This is a genomic window from Streptomyces sp. NPDC003042, assembly GCF_053591315.1.
On sequence record NZ_JBSFTP010000007.1, the window covers coordinates 32,989 to 52,745 of the forward strand.

Sequence of the window (19,757 nt, forward strand, 5' to 3'; positions counted from 1 at the left end):
CGGAGGAAACCCCCATGCCGCTCACAGACCTCGACGCGGACGAACTCGTCCGCTACCGGCCAGAGTTGTCCGACCCGGCGGATTTCGACGCCTTCTGGCAGCGGACCCTTGCCGAAGCCCGGTCGCACGACGGGGCGACCAAGGTGGAACGGGTCACCGCCCAGCACCTGCTGAGCACCGTCGAGGTCGACGACGTGCGCTTCCCCGGCTGGAACGGCGAGCCGGTGGCCGCCTGGCTGCTGCGGCCGCGCAACGCTGCCGGACCGCTGCCGGTCGTCGTCACCTACATGGGCTATGGCGGCGGTCGAGGACTGCCCACCGAGCACCTGTTCTGGTCCGCCGCAGGCTACGCCCAACTCGTCGTCGACAGCCGGGGCCAGGGTCACGACACCCCGGACCGGGGCGTGGGTGACGGTACGCAGTGGGTCGAGGGCTTCATGACCCGCGGCATCGACTCTCCAGACGACTACTACTACCGGCGATTGGTCACCGACTGCGTGCGCGCCGTGGACGCGGTCGCGGAGCTGCCCGGACTCGACGGCCGTCGGATCGTGGTGGCCGGAGGCAGCCAGGGCGGCGGTCTGGCGCTCGCCGTCGCCGGTCTCGCCGGGGACCGCGTGGCGGCGGCGATGCCGGACGTCCCGTTCCTGTGCCACTTCCGCCGTGCTGCCGCGATCTGCGGCGACGGCCCGTACCAGGAGATCGCCAAGTACCTGCGCTGGCACAGCCGCCACCGCGTGGAGCCGGCCTTCGCCACCCTCGACCGCTTCGACGGCGTCCACTTCGCCCGGCGGGCCACCGCGCCGACGCTGTTCAGCGTGGGCCTGATGGACCCCGTCTGCCCGCCCTCCACGGTCTACGCCGCCTTCAACCACTACACGGGAGAGGACCGCACCATGACCGTGTGGCCGTTCGGCGACCACGGCGGCGGCTGCGGCTCCAACCCGCCCGTCCAACTGGCCTGGCTGCGCGAGCGCGGCCTGGCGCCGGAGCTCTGACCGCCCCGCACCACCGGACCGCGCGCCCGGCCGCTCCACGCACTGAGCCCCGCCCCGAGACCGAGGAGCCCGACAGACCTATGAGATGCCGCCCATGACCACCCCGGCCTTCCCGGAACTGCCCGCCGGGTTCCGTTTCGGGGCCGCGACGGCCGCCTACCAGATCGAGGGCGCCCACGACCAGGACGGCCGAGGCCCGTCCATCTGGGACACCTTCAGCCACACTCCCGACCGTACGCTCGACGGCGCCACTGGCGACACGGCCTGCGACCACTACCACCGCCACGGCGAGGACGTCGCCCTGCTGCGCGGGCGGGGCGTCAACTTCTACCGCCCGATCACCGTCGCCGCCGCCCCGCACCGCGAGGCCGACCCCGAAGTGCGCACCGCCGTGGACATCGGCGTCACCGAGCTGGACCCGTACGGGACCCGGCACACCACCATGGGATGGCCCGTCGTCCCGGACGCGCTCACTGAATTGCTCCGCGAACTCCACGCCCGCTACCCGCGGCTTCCGCCGGTCTGGATCACCGAGAACGGATCCGCCGAGGCCGACACCGTCGGCCCCGACGGCCGGGTGCACGACACCGAGCGGATCGACTACCTCGCGGACCACCTCGCCGCCGTCGCCGACGCCATCTCCGCAGGGGTGGACGTGCGCGGCTACTACGTCTGGTCGCTACTGGACAACTTCGAGTGGGCGCGCGGCTACGGCCGGCGCTTCGGCCTGGTCCACGTCGACCACGACACCCTGACCCGAACGCCCAAGGACAGTTACCACTGGTACCGGGGCCTGATCACCGCGCACCGCGCGCGGACGGAGGAACCCGCACGATGAAGTTCACCGACGGCTACTGGCTGATGCGTCCGGGCGTCACCGCCCGCTACGCCACCGAGGTCGCGGACGTCCGGGCGGACGAGCACCGGATGACCCTCTACGCGCCGGTGAAGCACGTGCGGGGCCGCGGCGGCACGCTCAACAGTCCGTTGCTGACCGTCGAGTGCTGGTCGCCGGCCGAGGGCGTGATCGGGGTCCGCGTCACCCACCACGCCGGTTCGGTGCGGCGGGGGCCCGAGTTCGCGCTGCCCGGCGCGCAACCGGATGCCGGAAAGGTGTACCGGGACGGCGCGGTGGTCGAGCTCAGTACGGGTGAGCTGTCGCTGCGGGTGGACACCTCACAGCCGTGGCACCTGGAGTTCACCTCCGGCGGGCGGATGCTGACCTCCGTGGGCGAGCGCGGCACCGGCTTCGCCACCGACGCGGCCGGCCGGCACTTCATGCTGGGGCAACTTTCCCTGGGTGTAGGAGAGTCGGTGTACGGGCTGGGGGAGCGGTTCACCCCGTTCGTCAAGAACGGGCAGGTCGTGGACATCTGGCAGGCCGACGGCGGCACCAGCAGCGAACAGGCGTACAAGAACATCCCCTTCCACCTGACGAACCGGGGCTACGGGGTCTTCGTCAACCACCCCGGCAAGGTCAGCTACGAGGTCGGCTCCGAGTCGGTCGGCCAGGTCCAGTTCAGCGTCGAGGACCAGGCGCTGGAGTACTTCGTCGTCCACGGCCCGACCCCGAAGCAGATCCTGGAGCGCTACACCGCGCTCACCGGCCGCCCCGCCCTGCCGCCGGCCTGGGCGCTGGGCCTGTGGCTGACCACCTCGTTCACCACCGACTACGACGAGACCACCGTCAACCGCTTCGTCGACGGCATGGCCGAGCGGGGCATCCCGCTGAGCGTCTTCCACCTCGACTGCTTCTGGATGCGCGAGTACCAGTGGTGCGACTTCGAGTGGCACTCGGACACCTTTTCCGACCCGGCCGGCATGCTCACCCGGCTGGGGCAGCGGGGACTGCGGATCAGCGCCTGGATCAACCCCTACATCGCCCAGAAGTCGGCGATGTTCGAGGAGGGCATGCGCGACGGCCATCTGGTCCGCCGCCCGGACGGGAGCGTGTGGCAGTGGGACCTGTGGCAGCCCGGCATGGCCCTGGTGGACTTCACCAGCCCCGCCGCCCGCGACTGGTACACCGGGAAGCTGCGCACCCTGCTGGACCAGGGCGTGGACTGCTTCAAGACCGACTTCGGCGAACGCATCCCCACCGATGTCGTCTGGCACGACGGTTCCGACCCGGAGCGGATGCACAACTACTACACCCACCTGTACAACCAGGCCGTCTTCGAGCTGCTGCGCGAAGTGCGCGGGGAGGGCGAGGCGCTGCTCTTCGCCCGCTCCGCCACGGCGGGCGGCCAGCAGTACCCGGTCCACTGGGGCGGCGACTGCGAATCCCACTTCAACGCCATGGCCGAGTCACTGCGCGGCGGACTCTCCCTCGGCCTGTCCGGCTTCGGCTTCTGGAGCCACGACATCGGCGGCTTCGAGGGCACTCCGACCCCGGCCGTGTTCAAGCGCTGGGTGCAGTTCGGTCTGCTCTCCTCGCACAGCCGGCTGCACGGCAGCAAGTCGTACCGAGTGCCGTGGGACTACGGGGAGGAGGCCGTCGAGGTCACCCGGGAGTTCACCCTGCTCAAGCACCGCCTCGCCCCGTACCTCCAGCGCGCCGCGCAGCAGGCGCACACCACCGGTGTCCCGGTGATGCGCGCCATGGTGCTGGAGTTCCCCGACGACCCGGCCGCCGCCACCCTGGACCGGCAGTACATGCTCGGCGACGACCTGCTCGTCGCCCCGGTCTTCACCGACGACGGCACGGTCGAGTACTACGTGCCGGAAGGGGTATGGACCAATGTGCTGACGGGTGATCAGGTCACCGGTCCGCGCTGGGCCCGTGAGCAGCACGGCTTCCACACCCTGCCGCTGCTGGCCCGCCCCGACTCCGTCATCCCGCTCGCCGCCGACGACCAGCACCCCGTCTCCGCCTGGGCGGACGGAGTCGAGCTGCGGGTACACGCCTTCGCCGACGGCGCCGAGCACACCGTCGTGATTCCACGCACCGACGGCCCCGGTGAGGTGGCCCGCTTCAGCCTGCGCCGCCAGGGCGACCGCCTCCATGTGACCACCGACAGCCCGCGTCCCTGGCAGCTACGGTTCGGCGGGCCGGCCGGAACCGTCCACGCCCAGCCCGCCGGCACCCTGGAGGCCGGCCTCGTCTACCCGGCCTGAGCCGGGCGCCGGGCGAAGGTGTCGGCCCCCTGGCGGCTGGCTCGTGGCGGCTGGTTCGTGGCGGAGCCGGGCCGTGGAACGTCACGGCCCGGCTCATGGGGACACCGGCTCAGCGGGCGCCGAGGAGGTGTTCGAGGGCGAGCTGGTCCAGGTGCTCGAAGGCCATGCCGCGACGGGCGGCGGCATCGACGTCGAACTCGTCGAAGGCGGACCGGTCGGCCAGTAGCCCGGCCAGGCCGTCCTCGGCGGTGGGGAGGGCCAGTTCGGGCAGTCGGGAGGCGTCGAGTGCGGCTTGGACCTCGGGATCGGCCCGGAATGCGCGGGAACGCTCCGCCAGAAGCAGGTAGTTGCGCATGCAGGCGGCCGCCGAGGCCCAGACGCCGGCGGAGTCCTCGGTGCGCGGCGGCTTGAAGTCGAAGTGGCGGGGGCCGTCGTAGCCGGCCGACTCCAGCAGGTCGACCAGCCAGAAGGCCTGGCGCAGGTCGCCCGCGCCGAAGCGCAGGTCCTGGTCGTACTTGATGCCGGACTGGCCGTTGAGGTCGATGTGGAACAGCTTGCCGTGCCACAGGGCTTGGGCGATGCCGTGCGGGAAGTTCAGCCCGGCCATCTGCTCGTGGCCGACCTCCGGGTTGAGGCCGACCCGATCGGGCCGGTCCAACTCGTTGATGAACGCCAGGGCGTGGCCGATGGTGGGCAGCAGGATGTCGCCGCGCGGCTCGTTGGGCTTGGGCTCGATCGCGAAGCGCAGGTCGTATCCCTGGCTCTCGACGTACTCGCCCAGCAGGTCGAAGGCCTCCTTCAACCGGTCGAGGGCGGTGCGCACGTCCTTGGCCGCGCCCGACTCCGCGCCCTCGCGGCCGCCCCAGGCGACGTAGACCGAGGCGCCGAGTTCCACGGCCAGGTCGATGTTGCGGATGGTCTTGCGCAGCGCGTACCGGCGCACGTCCCGGTCGTTGGCGGTGAAAGCGCCGTCCTTGAACACCGGGTGGGTGAAGAGGTTGGTGGTGGCCATCGGCACCTTCAACCCGGCCGTGTCGAGTGCGGTGCGGAAGCGCTTGACCGCCTGCTCGGGTGCGGTGTCCCCGGCGGCGAAGGGGATCAGGTCGTCGTCGTGGAACGTGACCCCGTAGGCGCCGAGTTCGGCCAGCCGCTGGACGGTCTCGACCGGGTCGAGTGCGGGTCGGGTGGCGTCGCCGAAGGGGTCCCGGCCCTGCCAGCCGACGGTCCACAGGCCGAAGGTGAACCTGTGCGCGGGGGTGGGGACGAGCGGGTCGCTGGTCATGAGGCGCTCCGGATCAGGGCCGAGGGCTATTTGTAATGACGAAAAACAAATTAGTATGCCGAGACGCCAGAAGGAACCCCACCGGAGGAACGCATGTCTGCTCAGCGTGTCGTGATCGGTGTCGACAGCTCGACCCAGTCCACCAAGGCCCTCGCCGTCGACGTGGAGACCGGCGCCGTCCTGGGCGAGGGCCGCGCCGCGCACACCGTCAGCGCGGGCGCCGGACGCGAGAGCGACCCCGAACAGTGGTGGCGGGCGCTCGGCGAGGCCGTGGCGCGCACCGGCTGGGCGGATCGCGCCGCCGCCTGCTCCATCGCCGGCCAGCAGCACGGCCTGGTCACCCTCGACACCGCCGGCCGGCCGGTGCGCCCGGCACTGCTGTGGAACGACGTCCGCTCCGCCCCGCAGGCCGCCGAACTCACGGCCGCGTTCGGCGCGGCAGAGCTCGCCCGCCGCACCGGAAGCGTCCCGACAGCCGCCTTCACGGCCACCAAGTGGGCCTGGCTGCACGCGAACGAGCGTGCCGCCGCCGACCGCGTCGCGGCCGTCCGGCTTCCCCACGACTTCCTGACGGAGCGGCTGACCGGTGAGGCGGTGACGGACCGCGGTGACGCCTCGGGAACCGGCTGGTGGGGCCCGGACGGCTACGACCAGGACGTCCTCGGCCGGATCGGCCTCGACCCCGGGCTGCTGCCACAGGTCCTCCCGCCGGGCGCCCCGGCGGGCGTCGTCCGAGCCGGGATGCCACTGCGCGAGGGCGCGCTGGTGGCCACCGGGACCGGTGACAACATGGCCGCCGCCCTCGGGCTGGGCCTGACACCCGGACGGCCGGTGCTGAGCCTTGGCACCTCCGGCACCGTCTACGCCGTCGGCCGCACCCGGCCCGCCGACCCGAGCGGAACCGTCGCCGGCTTCGCCGATGCCCTCGGCGGCTGGCTGCCGCTCGCCTGCACGCTCAACTGCACCCTCGCTGTCGACCGCTTCGCCGCGCTCGTCGGCCGCGACCGCGAGGACGTCGAGGGAGGCGGCACGGTGGTGGTACTTCCCCATCTGGACGGCGAGCGCACTCCGGACCTCCCGTACGCTTCCGGCCTGGTCCACGGCCTGCGCCACGACACCACGCCGGGACAGCTCCTCCAAGCCGCCTACGACGGCGCCGCCCAAGCCCTGCTCGCGGCCCTGGACGACGTGCTGCGCGCCGGAGGCGAGAACCCCGCCCCCGACGAACCCCTGCTGCTGATCGGCGGCGGAGCCCGCGGCAGGGCGTGGCAGCGGACCGTCCTGCGGTTGTCCGGCCGAGCGGTTCAGGTGCCCAAGGCCCAGGAACTGGCAGCGCTCGGGGCCGCCGCCCAAGCCGCCGCACTGCTCACTGGTGAGCCCGCCGACACTGTCGCCCGGCGCTGGCGGACCGCCGAGGGCCGGGTACTGGAACCCGTGGCCCGTGACGACGCCACGCTCGAACGGATCACCAGTACGCTGCGGCGGGCGCGGGCGTTGCAGGAGGTCCCGCCGGGAGAGCGATAGGAGGGTCGGCTCCATGACGGGGATCGGCAGGGCGAGCGGGGGCATGGAGCCCGCGCCCGCCTCGCAGCAGGGGATGCGGCGGCAGAACCTCGCGGTGGTGATCGGAGCGGTCGCCGCGCACGGCCCGCTCTCTCGGGCGGACGTCGCCGGGCACACGGGCCTGACCAGGCCGGCCGTCTCCTCCATGGTCGACGAGCTCATCGGTCGCGGAGCTCTGACCGAGACGGAGACCGCGCCCAGCGGACGGGTCGGCCGCCCCGGACGGGCACTGGCCCTGAACGATCGGGGTCCCGCTGGCCTCGGCCTGGAGATCGGAGTCACCCATCTCGCCGCGTGCGTCGTGGACCTGCGCGGTGAGCCCCGGGTGTGGCGTCGCGTGGAGCGGGCCAACGCGGGCCGGCCGGCCGGGCAGGTACTGGCGGAGGCCGCCGCGCTGGGCGCCGAGGCGGAGTCCGAGGCCGCCGCCCTCGGGCTGCGCGTCGAGGGCCGCGTACTGGCCGTGCCGGGCGTGGTGCCGAACGAGCCGAGCGGGCTGGTCGCGAACGCGCCCAACCTCGGCTGGCAGGCAGTGCGCCCCGCCGACCACTGGCCCGACCCCGACACCGTGCCCGAGCCGGAGAACGAGGCCAACCTCGGGGCCCTGGCCGAACAGTGGCACCGGGGAAACCCGGCGGAGACCTTCGTACACGTCTCCGCCGAGGCCGGAATCGGCGCCGCGCTGGTCGTCGGCGGACAGCTGTTCCGGGGCGCCCGGGGCTTCGCGGGCGAACTCGGCCACCTGCCCGTCCACCCGGAGGGCGCCCCCTGCGCCTGCGGGGCGCGCGGCTGCCTGGAGCAGTACGCGGGCGAGGCGGCCGTGCTGCGCGAGGCCGGGCTGGCGGCCGTCGGCGACCCGGTGACTCTGCTGGCCGAGCGGGCGGGCGCCGGGGACGCGTCGACCCTGCGCGCCCTGGACCGCGCAGGACGGGCCCTGGGCCTCGCCCTCACCTCGGCGGTGAACCTGATCGACCCGGACCACCTCGTTCTGGGCGGCGCCTACGCCGAACTCGCCGACTGGCTCCTCCCGTCGATACGCGCCGAACTGGCCGCCCGGGTCACCGTCCGGCCCTGGACCCCGGAGGCGGTACGCCCCTCCGCCCTGGGGCGGCGCGGACCGGTGCTGGGCGCGGCATGGACGACCGTCCGACAGATCATCGCCGATCCCACCCGGCTGCCGGCCCCTCCCGCACCGTGACGACGACGCCGTCGGCGTCACCGGAGCGCGGGCACGACCCGCCGCCACCGGGTCGCCGTGGGAGGAGGGGCCTGGGCCCGCGGGGGTGGAGGTGCGACGGGGCGGTCAGTCGTCGATCGCTCGCAGCGGGTCGTCGCCCAGGCTGGCGGCCAGCCACTGCTCCACGGCCGTGATGTGGACGGTCGCGGCGGAGGCGGCCAGCAGGGCGTCGCGTGACTGGAGCGCGCGGAGGATCTGCTCGTGGTCCTGGTGGGCGTTGTCCAACGCGTGACGGGTCCGGCTGCCGCGGACGATGCGGACGCGCTGGGTGCGGGTGGAGAGTACCCGCAGGAGCATCGACAGCACGGGATTGCCGACGGCTTCGACGATCCTGAGATGGAAGGCGATGTCGTGGGCGACGAACTCCTCCACGGTGGTGGCGGCCCGGGACCTGTCGAGGATGTCGCGCAGTTCCTGGAGGTCCTCCGGCGTCAGCAGGGCAGCGGCCAGCCCGGTCGCCTGCGGTTCCAGCAGTCGGCGTACCTGGACCAGTTGCAGTGCCGTGTGGCCCTGGGAGACATCGGCGGCGAAGGAAAGGCTCTCCAGCAGGAGATGGGGCTCCAGGCTGGAAACGTACGTGCCATCGCCCTGGCGGGTGATCAGGATTCGCATGGCTGTCAGCGCCCGGACGGCCTCGCGCAGCGAATTCCGGGACAAGCCGAGTTGTCCGGCGAGGATCTCCTCCTTGGGCAGGCGGGAGCCGGGCGCGAGTTCGCCGTCGAGGATCATCGCCTTGATCTTGTCGATCGCCTCGTCCGTCAGTGCCACTAACGTGCCTCTCAGTGCCGGGTGTGTGCGGAGCCGCTTGCGGGACGTGGCTATTCCTGCTTCTCGCCGGACGCGAATCGGGAGATGACCAGGGCGACGATGATGATGGCGCCATTGAGGAACTGGTTCCACAGGGGCGGTACGCCCGCCAGCGTCATGACGTTGACGACGAGCTGGAGGGTGAGGATGCCGGTGAGGGCGCCGAAAACGGAACCCTTGCCGCCGTTGAGGCTCACTCCGCCGATGACGGTCGCGGCGAAGACCTGGAAGATCCAGCCGCTGCCCTGCGTGGCGGAGATGGAGCCGTAGTGCCCCGTATAAAGTATACCGGCGAACGCGGCGAGCACGCTGCCGAGGATGAGGACGACCCACACGGTGCGGTCGACGCGGACGCCCGCGGTGCGGGCGGCCTCGGCATTGCCGCCGATCGCGTACAGCGCCCGGCCGTGCCGGAGCCAGGCCAGCGCACTGCCGCCGACCGCGAAGAGCAGCGCGCACACCCAGATCGCGGCGGGCACGCCCAGCCAGGACGCCCTGCCCAGGTAGGTGAAGGACGAGGGCAGCTCGACGATGGACTGGCCTTCGGAGAGGGCGACTTGCAGTCCGCGGAGCAGGGTCAGGGCGCCGAGCGTGACGATGAAGCCGTTGAGGCGCAGCTTGAGGATGAGGAAGCCGTTGACGGCGCCGATCAGCGCCCCGACCAGCAGGCAGAGCGGGACGGCCGTCCACTCGGGGAAGAGGCCGAGTCCGGTGAACCGGCCCCCGCTGGTGGGCAGGATCAGCCACACGGCGATGACGGGAGCCACGCCGATGGTGGACTCCAGGGACAGGTCCATCCGGCCGGCGATCAGGATGAAGGTCGTGGCGAGCACCAGCAGGCTCAGCTCGGTGGACTGCTGAGCCACACCGATCAGGTTGTCGGCGGTGAGGAAGGCCGGCGAGACGATGTACCCGATCAGGCCCAGGACGTCGCCATGGTGGATACCGTCCTTCGTGTACGGAGGCTGGGGCGATGAGGGGGTGTGGGGAGAGGCCGCGATCGGGGGACGGGGGGTTGTCCGTTCCCGACCGCGCGCGGTGCGGGGGCCCGCCGGTCATCAGCCGACGTTGTTGCCCCACAGGGTCGGGTCGTCGACGTTGTCCTTGGTGACCAGCGGAGCGGGGAGCTGGTCCTCCAGGCCGTTGGGCAGCTTGATGATGGTGGAGCCGTGGTCGGTCGCACCCGGCTGGAAGGTCTTGCCCTCGGCGGCGGCCTTGGCGTAGTACAGCGCGTACTTGGCGTAGAGGTCGGCGGGCTGGGAGACGGTGGCGTCGATCCGGCCCTTGCGGATGGCGTCGAACTCCTGCGGGATGCCGTCGTTGGAGACGATGCTGATGTGGCCCTTCTGTCCGGCGGGCTGGAGCAGGCCCTTCTGCTCCAGCAGGGCAAGAGTGGGCTGCAGGAAGACACCGCCCGCCTGCATGTAGATGCCGTTCAGGTCCGGGTGCTGCGCGAGCAGGCTCTGCAGTTTGGCGGAGGCCACGTCGCCCTTCCAGTCGGTGGGCAGCTCGAAGACCTTGATCTGCGGGAACTTCGTCTTCATGCACTCCGCGAACGCCTCGGAGCGGTCGCGACCGTTGATGGAGTCGAGGGCGCCCTGGAACTCGGCGACCTTGCCCTGGCCGCCCAGCTGCTTGCCGAGGAACTCGCACGCCTTGGTGCCGTACGCCCTGTTGTCGGCTCGGACAACCATGTAGACGGCGCCCTTGTCGGGCCTGGTGTCGACGCTCACCACCGGGATCTTCTTCGACGCGAGGGTCTCCAGGGTGGAGGTGACGGCGCCGGTGTCCTGGGGTGCCATGACGACGGCCTTGGCGCCCGTGTTCTGGAACACCCGCATGTTGGCGACCAGCTTGGTGACGTCGTTCTGCGAGTTGCTCAGCGGTAGCGCGTTGATGCCGTCGGCCTTGATGTCGTTCTTCAGGTACTGGGCGTAGGAGTTCCAGAAGTCGGAGTCGGAGCGGGGCAGGTCGATGCCGATGACCGACTTGCCGCCGCCCGGGGCGGCCGAGCCGGCGCCCTCGCGGTTGCACGCGGTAGCGAGGGCCAGCACCGCGAGGACGGCTGCGGCTGCGGCGGTGGAGCGGGTTCGAGTGGGCTTCATGGCCGTGTTCTCTCCTCAGCCAGGGGCGCGGGGCGCAGGGCGACGGTGGGCGGGGTGGCGTACGCGTCTTGCGGAAGGCGGCGGGGGCGCCGGACGGGCGCACCGAATGATCCGGCCAGTCCTCCGATGTATCTCGGACGGGACGTTACGACGACGTTGCCGAGGTTGACAAGAGTGCGCGACCAGGCGATGTGCTGGGCCATCGCGCCGCAGAGCGTGGTGGTATCGCCCCGACTCCGTTTGACCCGCCCGATGTCCGACTGCACGGGCAACGGCGTTTCACGGAACGTGCCCCGGACCGCCCGGGATTCATCGGATGGCGGGGCGTGCGGTGTTCCCCTGTCCCCGGGCGACCAGGGGAAGAGCCGCGCTGTGAGAGCGCCGACGGAAACGGCGAGGAAATACATCCGAGGAATCCATTGTCAGCTGCGATCTCCGTGCCTAAAGTCGCTGTGGTCCGGGATACATCCGATGACTGACAGGCCACGCGGATGACCGGAGCCCGTACGAACGGCAAGGGAGCTGCCCGGTGAAACTGCTACGAGTCGGATCCCCAGGTGAAGAGCGGCCCGCCGTACGCGTCGACGACGGTCGGCTGCTGGACGTGTCCTCCGTGACCCGGGACATCGACGGCGTCTTCCTCGCCTCCCGGGGGATCGACCGGGCCCGTGCGGCGGTCTCGACGGGAGAGCTGCCCGAACTGGACCGCGACGGCCTGCGCATCGGGGCGCCCGTCACCCGCCCCGGCAAGGTCGTCTGCGTCGGCCTGAACTACCGCGAACACGCCGCCGAGACCGGCGCGGCGGTTCCCGCGCGTCCGGTGGTGTTCATGAAGGACCCGGGCACGGTTGTCGGCCCGTACGACGAGGTGCTGATCCCCCGTGGATCGGTGAAGACCGACTGGGAGGTCGAACTCGCGGTCGTCATCGGCCGACGGGCGCGCTACCTGGACGGACCGGATGCCGCGCGGGCCGTGATCGCGGGGTACACGATCAGCCACGACGTATCGGAGCGGGAATTCCAGCTGGAGTACTCGCCGCAGTGGGACCTCGGCAAGTCGTGCGAGACCTTCAACCCGCTCGGCCCGTGGCTGGTCACCTCCGACGAGGCCGGCGACCCGCAGAACCTCGGCCTGTACCTGAGCGTCAACGGTGTGAAGCGGCAGGACGGTCACACCAGCGACATGATCTTCACCGTCGACCACATCGTGTGGTACCTGAGCCAGTACATGGTCCTGGAGCCGGGCGACGTGATCAACACCGGTACGCCCGCGGGCGTGGCTCTGGGCCTCCCCGGCACTCCCTACCTGCGCCCCGGCGACACGGTCGAGCTCTCCGTCGACGGCCTCGGCAGCCAGCGCCAGACCTTCGCCCAAGCGTGAAAGGCAGCACCACCTTGACTGCAACCTCCGCTCGGATCACCGCCGTCGACACCTACGATGTCCGCTTCCCCACCTCGCGGGAACTGGACGGCTCCGACGCGATGAACCCGGACCCCGACTACTCCGCCGCCTATGTCGTACTGCGCACCGACGCCGGCGACGGACACGAAGGACACGCCTTCGCCTTCACCATCGGACGCGGCAACGACGTCCAGGTCGCCGCGATCGACGTACTGCGGCCCCACGTCGTGGGCCGCTCCCTATCGGAGCTGTGCGCCGATCCGGGATCGGTCAGCCGCGACCTGATCGGCGACAGCCAGCTGCGCTGGCTCGGCCCCGAGAAGGGCGTGATGCACATGGCGATCGGCGCCGTGGTCAACGCCGTGTGGGACCTGGCGGCCAAGCGGGAGGGCAAGCCTCTGTGGCGGCTGCTCGCCCACGCCTCGCCGGAGTGGCTGGTCTCCCAGGTCGACTTCCGCTACATCGCCGACGCCCTCACCCCCGAGGACGCCCTCACGCTCCTCCGGGAGGGCCGCACGGGGCTCGCGGAACGTGAGGCAACCCTGCTGGAGAGCGGATATCCCGGCTACACCACCTCCCCGGGCTGGCTCGGCTACACCGACGACAAGCTCACCCGGCTGGCCAAGCAGGCCGTAGCCGACGGCTTCACGCAGATCAAGCTCAAGGTCGGCGCCGACATGAGCGACGACATCCGCCGGCTGCGCACCGCCCGTGCCGCCGTCGGTGACGGCATCCGCATCGCCATCGACGCCAATCAGCGGTGGAACGTACCCGAGGCGATCAGGTGGACCACCGCGCTCGCCGAGTTCGACCCGTACTGGATCGAGGAGCCGACCAGCCCCGACGACGTCCTCGGCCACGCGGCCGTACGGCAGGCCGTTGCCCCCGTGAAGGTGGCCACGGGCGAGCACGTGCAGAACCGGATCGTCTTCAAGCAGCTCCTCCAGGCCGGCGCCATCGACGTCCTCCAGATCGATGCGGCGCGGGTCGCCGGGGTCAACGAGAATCTCGCGATCCTGCTGCTCGCCGCGAAGTTCGGGGTGCCGGTGTGCCCGCACGCCGGCGGAGTGGGACTGTGCGAGCTGGTGCAGCACCTGTCGATGTTCGACTACCTTGCCCTCTCCGGAACCACCGAGAACCGCGTCATCGAGTACGTCGATCACCTCCACCAGCACTTCATCGAGCCGGTGGTGATCCGGGACGGGCACTACACCGCGCCGCTCGCCCCCGGCTTCTCCGCCACCATGCGTGAGGAGTCCATCGCCGAGTACCTCTACCCGGACGGCACGTTCTGGGTGGCCGACCGCGCCGCGCAGAAGGAAGCGGCATGACCGAACTGACCGGCCTCAGGGCTCTCGTCACGGGCGGCGCGTCCGGTATCGGGCTCGCCACGGCCCGCGCGCTGGCGGCGCGGGGCGCGGCCGTCGCCGTACTCGACCTCGATCCGGAAGGCGTACCCGAACCGCTGCTCGGCCTCAAGGCCGACGTCGGCGACGACGCCTCCGTACGCGCCGCCGTGGAGGAGGCGGCCACGCGGCTCGGCGGCATCGACATCCTCGTCAACAACGCGGGCATCGGTGCCGCCGGCACCGTCGAGGACAACCCCGACGAACAGTGGCACCGCGTCCTGGACGTCAACGTCATCGGCATGGTCCGCACCACCCGGGCCGCCCTGCCCCACCTGCGCCGCGCTGCCATTGCCCGTCCGGGCACTGCGTCCGTGGTCAACCCCTGCTCCATCGCGGCCACCGCCGGACTGCCGCAGCGCGCCCTGTACTCCGCCAGCAAGGGCGCCGTGCTGTCCCTCACCCTGGCCATGGCCGCCGATCACGTCAGTGAGGGCATCCGCGTCAACTGCGTCAACCCCGGTACCGCCGACACCCCGTGGGTGGCCCGGCTGCTCGACGCCGCCGACGACCCCGAGGCCGAACGGGCCGCCCTCAGCGCCCGCCAGCCGATGGGCCGTCTGGTGACCGCCGACGAGGTGGCGGCCGCCGTCGTCTACCTGGCCGGTCCGGCCGCGGCGTCCGTCACCGGCACCGCGCTCGCGGTGGACGGCGGCATGCAGGGACTGCGGCTGCGCCCGGCGGCCCGGTCGTGAGGACCACCAGCCTGGGCGGCACCGCGGTACCGGTCTCGGAGCTCGCCCTGGGCTGCGCGGCCCTCGGCAACCTCTACCACCCGGTCACCGACGAGGCCGCCCGCGCCACCGTGGACGCGGCCTGGGACGCCGGTGTCCGCACCTTCGACACCGCCCCCCACTACGGACTGGGCCTGTCGGAACGGCGGCTCGGTGCCGCCCTGCGCGGCCGCCCCCGCGACACCTACACCCTCTCCACGAAGGTGGGCCGGCTCCTCGTGCCGAGCCCGCGGGGCGGCCCCGGGGACGAGATGGACCACGACCTCGCCCACGGCTTCGCCGTCCCGGCCACCCACCGCCGGGTCTGGGACTTCAGCGCCGACGGAGTGCTGCGCTCCCTCGAGGCCAGCCTGGAACGCCTCGGCCTCGACCGCGTCGACATCGCCCTGCTGCACGACCCGGACGACCACGCCGAGCAGGCGCTGCGCGAGGCGTACCCGGCGCTGGAGCGGCTGCGCGGGGAAGGCGCGGTCGGGGCGATCGGCATCGGCATGAACCGGTCCGCCCTGCCCGCCCGCTTCCTGCGCGAGACCGACATCGACGTGGTGCTCCTGGCCGGCCGCTACACCCTCCTGGAACAGGACGGGCTCACCGAACTGCTCCCGGAGGCGGCCGCCCGCGGCCGCAGCGTCGTCATCGGCGGAGTGTTCAACTCCGGTCTGTTGACCGCCCCCCGGCCGGGTGCCACCTACGACTACGGGCCGGCCCCGCAGCCGGTGCTCGACCGGGCACTGCGGCTGCTGGCGGTCACCGAGCGCCACGGCGTGCCGTTGCGAGCCGCCGCGCTGCGCTTCCCGTTCGGCCACCCGTCCGTGGCGAGCGTCCTGACCGGTGCCCGTTCCCCCGAGGAGGTGCGCGACACCGTCGAGCAGTTGCGGCGCCCGATACCGGACGCCCTGTGGGACGAGCTGCGCGCCGAGGGCCTGCTGGACCCGGACACCCCCGTACCCGTCACCGCGCCCATAGGGGAAACCCCGTCGCCGAAGGAGCCGTCATGGAAGGAGACGTCATGAAGGTCGCCCTGCACACCAAGGTCCGCGTCGACCGCACCGAGGAGTACGACGCCGCGCACCGGCAGGTGCCCGAGGAGCTGACCGCAGCCATCCGCGCCGCGGGGGTGAGCGAGTGGACGATATGGCGCAGCGGCACCGACCTGTTCCACGTACTGGAGGTCCAGGACTACCAGGCGGTGATCGCCGAACTCGAGAAGCTGCCGGTCAACATCGCCTGGCAGGCGCGGATGGACGAGCTGCTGGACGTCGTCCACGACTACTCCGCGCAGGGCGCGGACGCCTCGCTGCCGGTGGTGTGGGAGCTGTGACCGGGGCGGACCACGGGCCGGGAATCGTGGACGCCCACCACCACGTGTGGGACCTGTCCGTGCGCGACCAGGACTGGATCACCGGGCCCGAACTCGCCCCGCTGCGCAGGGACTTCTCGCTCGCCGACCTGACACCGCAGGCCCGCGCGGCCGGTGTCACCGCCACCGTGCTGGTGCAGACGATCACCGTGCCGGAAGAGACCCCCGAGTTCCTGGCCATGGCCGCGCGCAGCGACCTGGTCACCGGCGTCGTCGGCTGGACCGACCTGACCGCACCCGACGTCGCCGACACCCTCGCCGGGCTGCGGGCCGGCCCCGGCGGGGAGCACCTGGTGGGCATGCGCCACCAGGTGCAGGGCGAGCCGGACCCCCGCTGGCTCGTGCGCCCGCAGGCACTGCGCGGCCTGACCGCGATCGCCGGAGCGGGACTCGTCTACGACCTCGTGGTGAAGCCGCACCAGCTCGCGGCCGCCGTAGAGGCCGCGCAGCGCCTGCCCGGCCTCACCTTCGTCCTCGACCACCTCGGCAAGCCGCCCATCGCGTCCGGCGAACTCGCCCCCTGGGCGGAGCGGATCAGGCGCCTCGCCGCCCTTCCCAACACCGTCTGCAAACTCTCTGGCATGGTCACCGAGGCCGACTGGGGCTCCTGGACGGTCGATGACCTGAGGCCGTACGCCGACACCGTCCTGGACGCCTTCGGCCCCGGGCGGCTGATGTTCGGCTCCGACTGGCCCGTCTGCCGGCTCGCCGCCACCTACGCCGAAGTCGTCGCCGCCGCCGGCGACGTGACGGCCGGGCTCAGCCCGGCCGAGCGCCGCGACGTCTTCACCGGCACGGCCGTGCGGACCTACGGCCTAGTCACCGCACCCCCGGTCCCGCCCCAGGAATCCCCATGCGCATAGCCCTTTTCATCACGTGCTTCAACGACACGATGTTCCCCCGCACCGGCCGGGCGGTGACCGCACTGCTGGAACGCCTCGGCCACACCGTGGAGTTCCCGCGGGACCAGACGTGCTGCGGCCAGATGCACTTCAACACCGGCTACCGGCCCGAGACCATGCCCATGGTGCGCCGCTTCGCCGAGGTCTTCGCGGGCTACGACGCCGTCGTCGCTCCCTCCGGGTCCTGCGCGGGCATGGTGCGCGACCACCACCGGGTGGTGGCCGCCCAGTACGGGGACGCCGCCCTCACCGAGGCGGTCGAGCGAGTGGCGCCGACGGTGTACGAGCTGTCGGAACTCCTCGTCGACGTCCTCGGCGTCACCGACGTAGGCGCGTACTTCCCGCACCGCGTCACCTACCACCCGACCTGCCACTCGCTGCGCATGCTCCGGGTCGGCGACCGGCCGCTCAGGCTGCTGCGCGCCGTGAAGGGCATCGACCTCGTCGAACTGCCCGCCGCCGAGTCCTGCTGCGGCTTCGGCGGCACCTTCGCGCTGAAGAACGCAGACGTGTCCAACGCCATGCTCGCCGACAAAATGCGCCATGTCATGGGCACCGGGGCCGAGTTCGTGTCCGCGGGCGACAACTCCTGTCTCGCGCACATCGGCGGCGGCCTGTCCCGCCTGCGTACCGGCGTCGGCACGATGCACCTGGCCGAGATCCTGGCCTCCACGGAAGGGGACGTACGGTGAGCGGCGCCGACAACGTCGTATGGCTGGGCACCCCGGCCTTCCCCCAGGCGGCGCGTACCGCGCTCGCGGACACCCAACTGCGGGCGAACCTGCGCCGGGCGACCGGCACCATCCGGGACAAGCGGCTGGCGGTCGCCGCCGAACTGGAGGACTGGGAGGAACTGCGCGAGACGGCCGCAGCCGTCAAACGTCACACCCTGCGCCACCTCGACCACCATCTCCTCCGCCTGGAGAAGGCAGTGACCGCCGCGGGCGGAGTGGTCCACTGGGCGGCGGACGCCGCCGAGGCCAACCGCATCGTCACCTGCCTGGTGCGGGCGACCGGCGGCAGTGACGATGAAACGCGTGAGGTCGTCAAGGTCAAGTCGATGGCGACCCAGGAGATCGGCCTCAACGAGGCGCTCGCCGACGCCGGCATCCGCGCCTACGAGACCGATCTCGCCGAACTCATCGTGCAGTTGGGCCGCGATCGCCCGTCCCACATCCTGGTGCCGGCCATCCACCGCAACCGCTCCGAGATCCGGGAGATCTTCCGGCGGGAGATGGGGGAGTGGGGAAGGCCGGCTCCCGAAGGGCTCTCCGACGATCCCCGCGATCTCGCCGAGGCGGCCCGGCTCCACCTGCGGGAGAAGTTCCTGCGGGCCAAGGTGGCCGTCTCGGGCGCCAACTTCGCCGCCGCCGACACCGGGACGGTGGTGGTGGTGGAGTCTGAGGGCAACGGGCGGATGTGCCTGACCCTGCCCGAGACGCTGATCACCGTGATGGGCATAGAGAAGGTCCTGCCGTCCTTCGCCGACCTGGACGTCTTCCTCCAGCTCCTGCCCCGCTCGTCGACGGGCGAGCGCATGAACCCGTACACCTCCCTGTGGACCGGCGTCACCGAGGGCGACGGCCCCAGGAACTTCCACCTGGTCCTCCTCGACAACGGCCGCTCCGCGACGCTGGCCGACGAGGTGGGCCGCCAGGCCCTCGCCTGCATCCGCTGCTCGGCGTGCCTGAACGTCTGCCCGGTGTACGAGCGCACGGGCGGCCACGCCTACGGATCCGTCTACCCCGGCCCGATCGGCGCCGTACTGACCCCGCAGCTCGTCGGCATCGAGAACGCGGCCTCCCTGCCCTTCGCCTCGACCCTCTGCGGCGCCTGCTACGACGCCTGCCCCGTGAAGATCGACATTCCCGAGGTACTGGTCCATCTGCGTGCCAAGGCCGTGGAGGCAGGGCGGCGGAACAGGCGCCTGCCCACCATCGAGGCGCTCGCCATGAGGGCCGCGGGCGCCGCCATGTCCTCCCCGGGCCGACTGGCTGCGGCCCAGAAGCTCGCCGCCCTCGGGGCCCGGCTGGTGGCCCGTGACGGCAGGATCGGCGCCCTGCCGGGTCCGTTCGCCCGCTGGTCCGACAGCCGTGACACGCCCCTGCCGCCCCGGGAGACCTTCCGTGCCTGGTGGCGCCGGACGAGAACACCCGTGAACGAGGACAGCCCTGCGACGACGGAGGGGAAGGGAGAACGATGAACGGCCGCGAGACCGTCCTGAGAGCGGTACGGGGAGCCCTGGCCGACGTGCCCGGATCGGAGAACCCCGACGACATACCGATCCCGGCCACTCCACGCGCCGACCACGCGGGACCGGACGTCGTCGGGCTGTTCGCCGAGCGTGCCGGCGAGTACCGCGCCACTGTGGTCCGAGTTCCGGCGGCCGGTGCGGCGGCGGCCGTCGGGCGCGCGCTGGCCCGCACCGGTGCACGGACCCTGGTGGTGCCGCCCGGGTTTCCCGAGTACCTGCTCCCGGAGGGGCCCTGGTCGCGGCTGGAAGACACGCCGCCGCTGACGGTGGGACAACTCGACGGGGCGGACGCCGTGGTCACCACCGTTGCCACCGCGATCGCCGTCACCGGCACCGTGGCCCTCGACCACGGACCCGGCCAGGGACGCAGGGCCCTCACCTTGTTGCCGGACCAGCACGTCTGCGTGGTCCGGGTGGACCAGATCGTCCCCGACGTGCCCGAGGCGCTGAGCCGGCTCGACCCCCGCCGGCCGCTCACACTCATCTCCGGCCCCTCGGCCACCAGCGACATCGAGCTGGAGCGTGTCGAGGGCGTGCACGGGCCCAGAACCCTGGACATCGTCCTGGTGGTGGACGCATAGCGCCCGGTGCCG

At 71.8% G+C, this 19,757-nt stretch carries 17 protein-coding genes and 1 pseudogene; 14 read left to right on the top strand and 4 right to left on the bottom strand.

All coding sequences use genetic code 11. The features are described from left to right. Positions 1-14 precede the first annotated feature (14 nt). The 3 genes from ACWDYJ_RS05915 (at position 15) to yicI (ending at position 4,115) form a co-directional block, all read left to right on the top strand. Positions 15-998, top strand: coding sequence for an acetylxylan esterase (locus ACWDYJ_RS05915; protein ID WP_451564236.1), 984 nt, complete (start codon positions 15-17; stop codon positions 996-998). A gap of 94 nt (positions 999-1,092) precedes the next feature. Then, positions 1,093-1,836, top strand: a complete 744-nt coding sequence (locus ACWDYJ_RS05920; RefSeq protein ID WP_451564237.1) for a family 1 glycosylhydrolase — start codon at positions 1,093-1,095, stop codon at positions 1,834-1,836. Continuing rightward, positions 1,833-4,115, top strand: coding sequence for an alpha-xylosidase (yicI, locus tag ACWDYJ_RS05925; RefSeq protein ID WP_451564238.1), 2,283 nt, complete (start codon positions 1,833-1,835; stop codon positions 4,113-4,115). Before ACWDYJ_RS05920 ends, yicI begins: the two co-directional genes overlap by 4 nt. Positions 4,116-4,224: 109 nt before the next feature. Here the strand turns inward: yicI and xylA are convergent, their stop codons facing one another. Beyond that, entirely contained in the window at positions 4,225-5,397 is a 1,173-nt protein-coding gene (gene xylA / locus ACWDYJ_RS05930) for a xylose isomerase (protein ID WP_451564239.1), read from the bottom strand. A 93-nt stretch (positions 5,398-5,490) separates the two neighbouring features. Here xylA and xylB point away from each other — a divergent pair, with 93 nt between their 5' ends. Together xylB and ACWDYJ_RS05940 are read left to right on the top strand one after the other, a co-directional pair. Then, positions 5,491-6,921, top strand: a complete 1,431-nt coding sequence (gene xylB, locus ACWDYJ_RS05935) for a xylulokinase (RefSeq protein ID WP_451564240.1) — start codon at positions 5,491-5,493, stop codon at positions 6,919-6,921. A gap of 13 nt (positions 6,922-6,934) precedes the next feature. After that, positions 6,935-8,155 (top strand): ROK family protein, encoded by a 1,221-nt coding sequence (locus tag ACWDYJ_RS05940; protein ID WP_451564241.1) that lies wholly within the window; start codon positions 6,935-6,937, stop codon positions 8,153-8,155. Positions 8,156-8,260: 105 nt separating this feature from the next. Here ACWDYJ_RS05940 and ACWDYJ_RS05945 read toward each other — a convergent pair whose 3' ends face one another. The 3 genes and pseudogenes from ACWDYJ_RS05945 to ACWDYJ_RS05955 all read right to left on the bottom strand — a co-directional run bounded on the left by ACWDYJ_RS05945 (position 8,261) and on the right by ACWDYJ_RS05955 (position 11,106). Next, a complete protein-coding gene (locus ACWDYJ_RS05945) occupies positions 8,261-8,962 on the bottom strand; it encodes a FadR/GntR family transcriptional regulator (protein ID WP_451564242.1) in 702 nt (233 codons plus the stop codon). 50 nt (positions 8,963-9,012) lie between these two features. Then, positions 9,013-9,930 (bottom strand): annotated as a pseudogene (locus tag ACWDYJ_RS05950) (ABC transporter permease); the annotation flags it as partial. A 129-nt stretch (positions 9,931-10,059) separates the two neighbouring features. Then, positions 10,060-11,106 carry a sugar ABC transporter substrate-binding protein gene (locus ACWDYJ_RS05955; RefSeq protein ID WP_451564243.1) on the bottom strand — a complete coding sequence of 349 codons (1,047 nt, stop codon included), beginning with the start codon at positions 11,104-11,106 and terminating at the stop codon, positions 10,060-10,062. A 529-nt stretch (positions 11,107-11,635) separates the two neighbouring features. On the opposite strand from ACWDYJ_RS05955, the gene ACWDYJ_RS05960 reads away from it, so the two are divergent. The 9 genes from ACWDYJ_RS05960 to ACWDYJ_RS06000 are packed head-to-tail and all read left to right on the top strand — an operon-like array spanning position 11,636 to position 19,745. Further along, positions 11,636-12,487: a fumarylacetoacetate hydrolase family protein gene (locus tag ACWDYJ_RS05960; RefSeq protein WP_451564244.1), complete on the top strand. Its 852-nt coding sequence runs from the start codon at positions 11,636-11,638 to the stop codon at positions 12,485-12,487. A gap of 14 nt (positions 12,488-12,501) precedes the next feature. Beyond that, positions 12,502-13,839 (top strand): L-fuconate dehydratase, encoded by a 1,338-nt coding sequence (locus ACWDYJ_RS05965; RefSeq protein ID WP_451564245.1) that lies wholly within the window; start codon positions 12,502-12,504, stop codon positions 13,837-13,839. Continuing rightward, positions 13,836-14,609, top strand: a complete 774-nt coding sequence (locus ACWDYJ_RS05970) for an SDR family NAD(P)-dependent oxidoreductase (protein ID WP_451564246.1) — start codon at positions 13,836-13,838, stop codon at positions 14,607-14,609. Before ACWDYJ_RS05965 ends, ACWDYJ_RS05970 begins: the two co-directional genes overlap by 4 nt. Further along, entirely contained in the window at positions 14,606-15,661 is a 1,056-nt protein-coding gene (locus ACWDYJ_RS05975) for an aldo/keto reductase (protein WP_451564247.1), read from the top strand. The genes ACWDYJ_RS05970 and ACWDYJ_RS05975 overlap by 4 nt, the downstream gene beginning before the upstream one ends. Then, positions 15,658-15,969, top strand: coding sequence for an L-rhamnose mutarotase (locus tag ACWDYJ_RS05980; protein ID WP_451564353.1), 312 nt, complete (start codon positions 15,658-15,660; stop codon positions 15,967-15,969). The genes ACWDYJ_RS05975 and ACWDYJ_RS05980 overlap by 4 nt, the downstream gene beginning before the upstream one ends. Beyond that, entirely contained in the window at positions 15,966-16,871 is a 906-nt protein-coding gene (locus tag ACWDYJ_RS05985) for an amidohydrolase family protein (protein ID WP_451564248.1), read from the top strand. Before ACWDYJ_RS05980 ends, ACWDYJ_RS05985 begins: the two co-directional genes overlap by 4 nt. After that, positions 16,862-17,602 carry a (Fe-S)-binding protein gene (locus ACWDYJ_RS05990; protein WP_451564249.1) on the top strand — a complete coding sequence of 247 codons (741 nt, stop codon included), beginning with the start codon at positions 16,862-16,864 and terminating at the stop codon, positions 17,600-17,602. The genes ACWDYJ_RS05985 and ACWDYJ_RS05990 overlap by 10 nt, the downstream gene beginning before the upstream one ends. Continuing rightward, on the top strand, positions 17,599-19,113 hold the full coding sequence (locus ACWDYJ_RS05995) for a LutB/LldF family L-lactate oxidation iron-sulfur protein (protein ID WP_451564250.1): 1,515 nt from the start codon (positions 17,599-17,601) through the stop codon (positions 19,111-19,113). Before ACWDYJ_RS05990 ends, ACWDYJ_RS05995 begins: the two co-directional genes overlap by 4 nt. Continuing rightward, complete coding sequence (locus ACWDYJ_RS06000) at positions 19,110-19,745, top strand: LutC/YkgG family protein (protein WP_451564251.1); 636 nt, start codon at positions 19,110-19,112, stop codon at positions 19,743-19,745. The genes ACWDYJ_RS05995 and ACWDYJ_RS06000 overlap by 4 nt, the downstream gene beginning before the upstream one ends. Positions 19,746-19,757: the final 12 nt, after the last annotated feature.

What these genes read in the sequence shown, in the direction of transcription:
- ACWDYJ_RS05940 (WP_451564241.1), top strand. Translation starts at nt 6,935, where the DNA reads ATGACGGGGATCGGCAGGGCGAGCGGGGGCATGGAGCCCGCGCCCGCC.
- ACWDYJ_RS05955 (WP_451564243.1), bottom strand. Translation starts at nt 11,106, where the DNA reads ATGAAGCCCACTCGAACCCGCTCCACCGCCGCAGCCGCAGCCGTCCTC.
- xylA (WP_451564239.1), bottom strand. Translation starts at nt 5,397, where the DNA reads ATGACCAGCGACCCGCTCGTCCCCACCCCCGCGCACAGGTTCACCTTC.
- ACWDYJ_RS05980 (WP_451564353.1), top strand. Translation starts at nt 15,658, where the DNA reads ATGAAGGTCGCCCTGCACACCAAGGTCCGCGTCGACCGCACCGAGGAG.
- ACWDYJ_RS05920 (WP_451564237.1), top strand. Translation starts at nt 1,093, where the DNA reads ATGACCACCCCGGCCTTCCCGGAACTGCCCGCCGGGTTCCGTTTCGGG.
- ACWDYJ_RS05915 (WP_451564236.1), top strand. Translation starts at nt 15, where the DNA reads ATGCCGCTCACAGACCTCGACGCGGACGAACTCGTCCGCTACCGGCCA.
- ACWDYJ_RS05990 (WP_451564249.1), top strand. Translation starts at nt 16,862, where the DNA reads ATGCGCATAGCCCTTTTCATCACGTGCTTCAACGACACGATGTTCCCC.
- yicI (WP_451564238.1), top strand. Translation starts at nt 1,833, where the DNA reads ATGAAGTTCACCGACGGCTACTGGCTGATGCGTCCGGGCGTCACCGCC.
- xylB (WP_451564240.1), top strand. Translation starts at nt 5,491, where the DNA reads ATGTCTGCTCAGCGTGTCGTGATCGGTGTCGACAGCTCGACCCAGTCC.
- ACWDYJ_RS05970 (WP_451564246.1), top strand. Translation starts at nt 13,836, where the DNA reads ATGACCGAACTGACCGGCCTCAGGGCTCTCGTCACGGGCGGCGCGTCC.
- ACWDYJ_RS06000 (WP_451564251.1), top strand. Translation starts at nt 19,110, where the DNA reads ATGAACGGCCGCGAGACCGTCCTGAGAGCGGTACGGGGAGCCCTGGCC.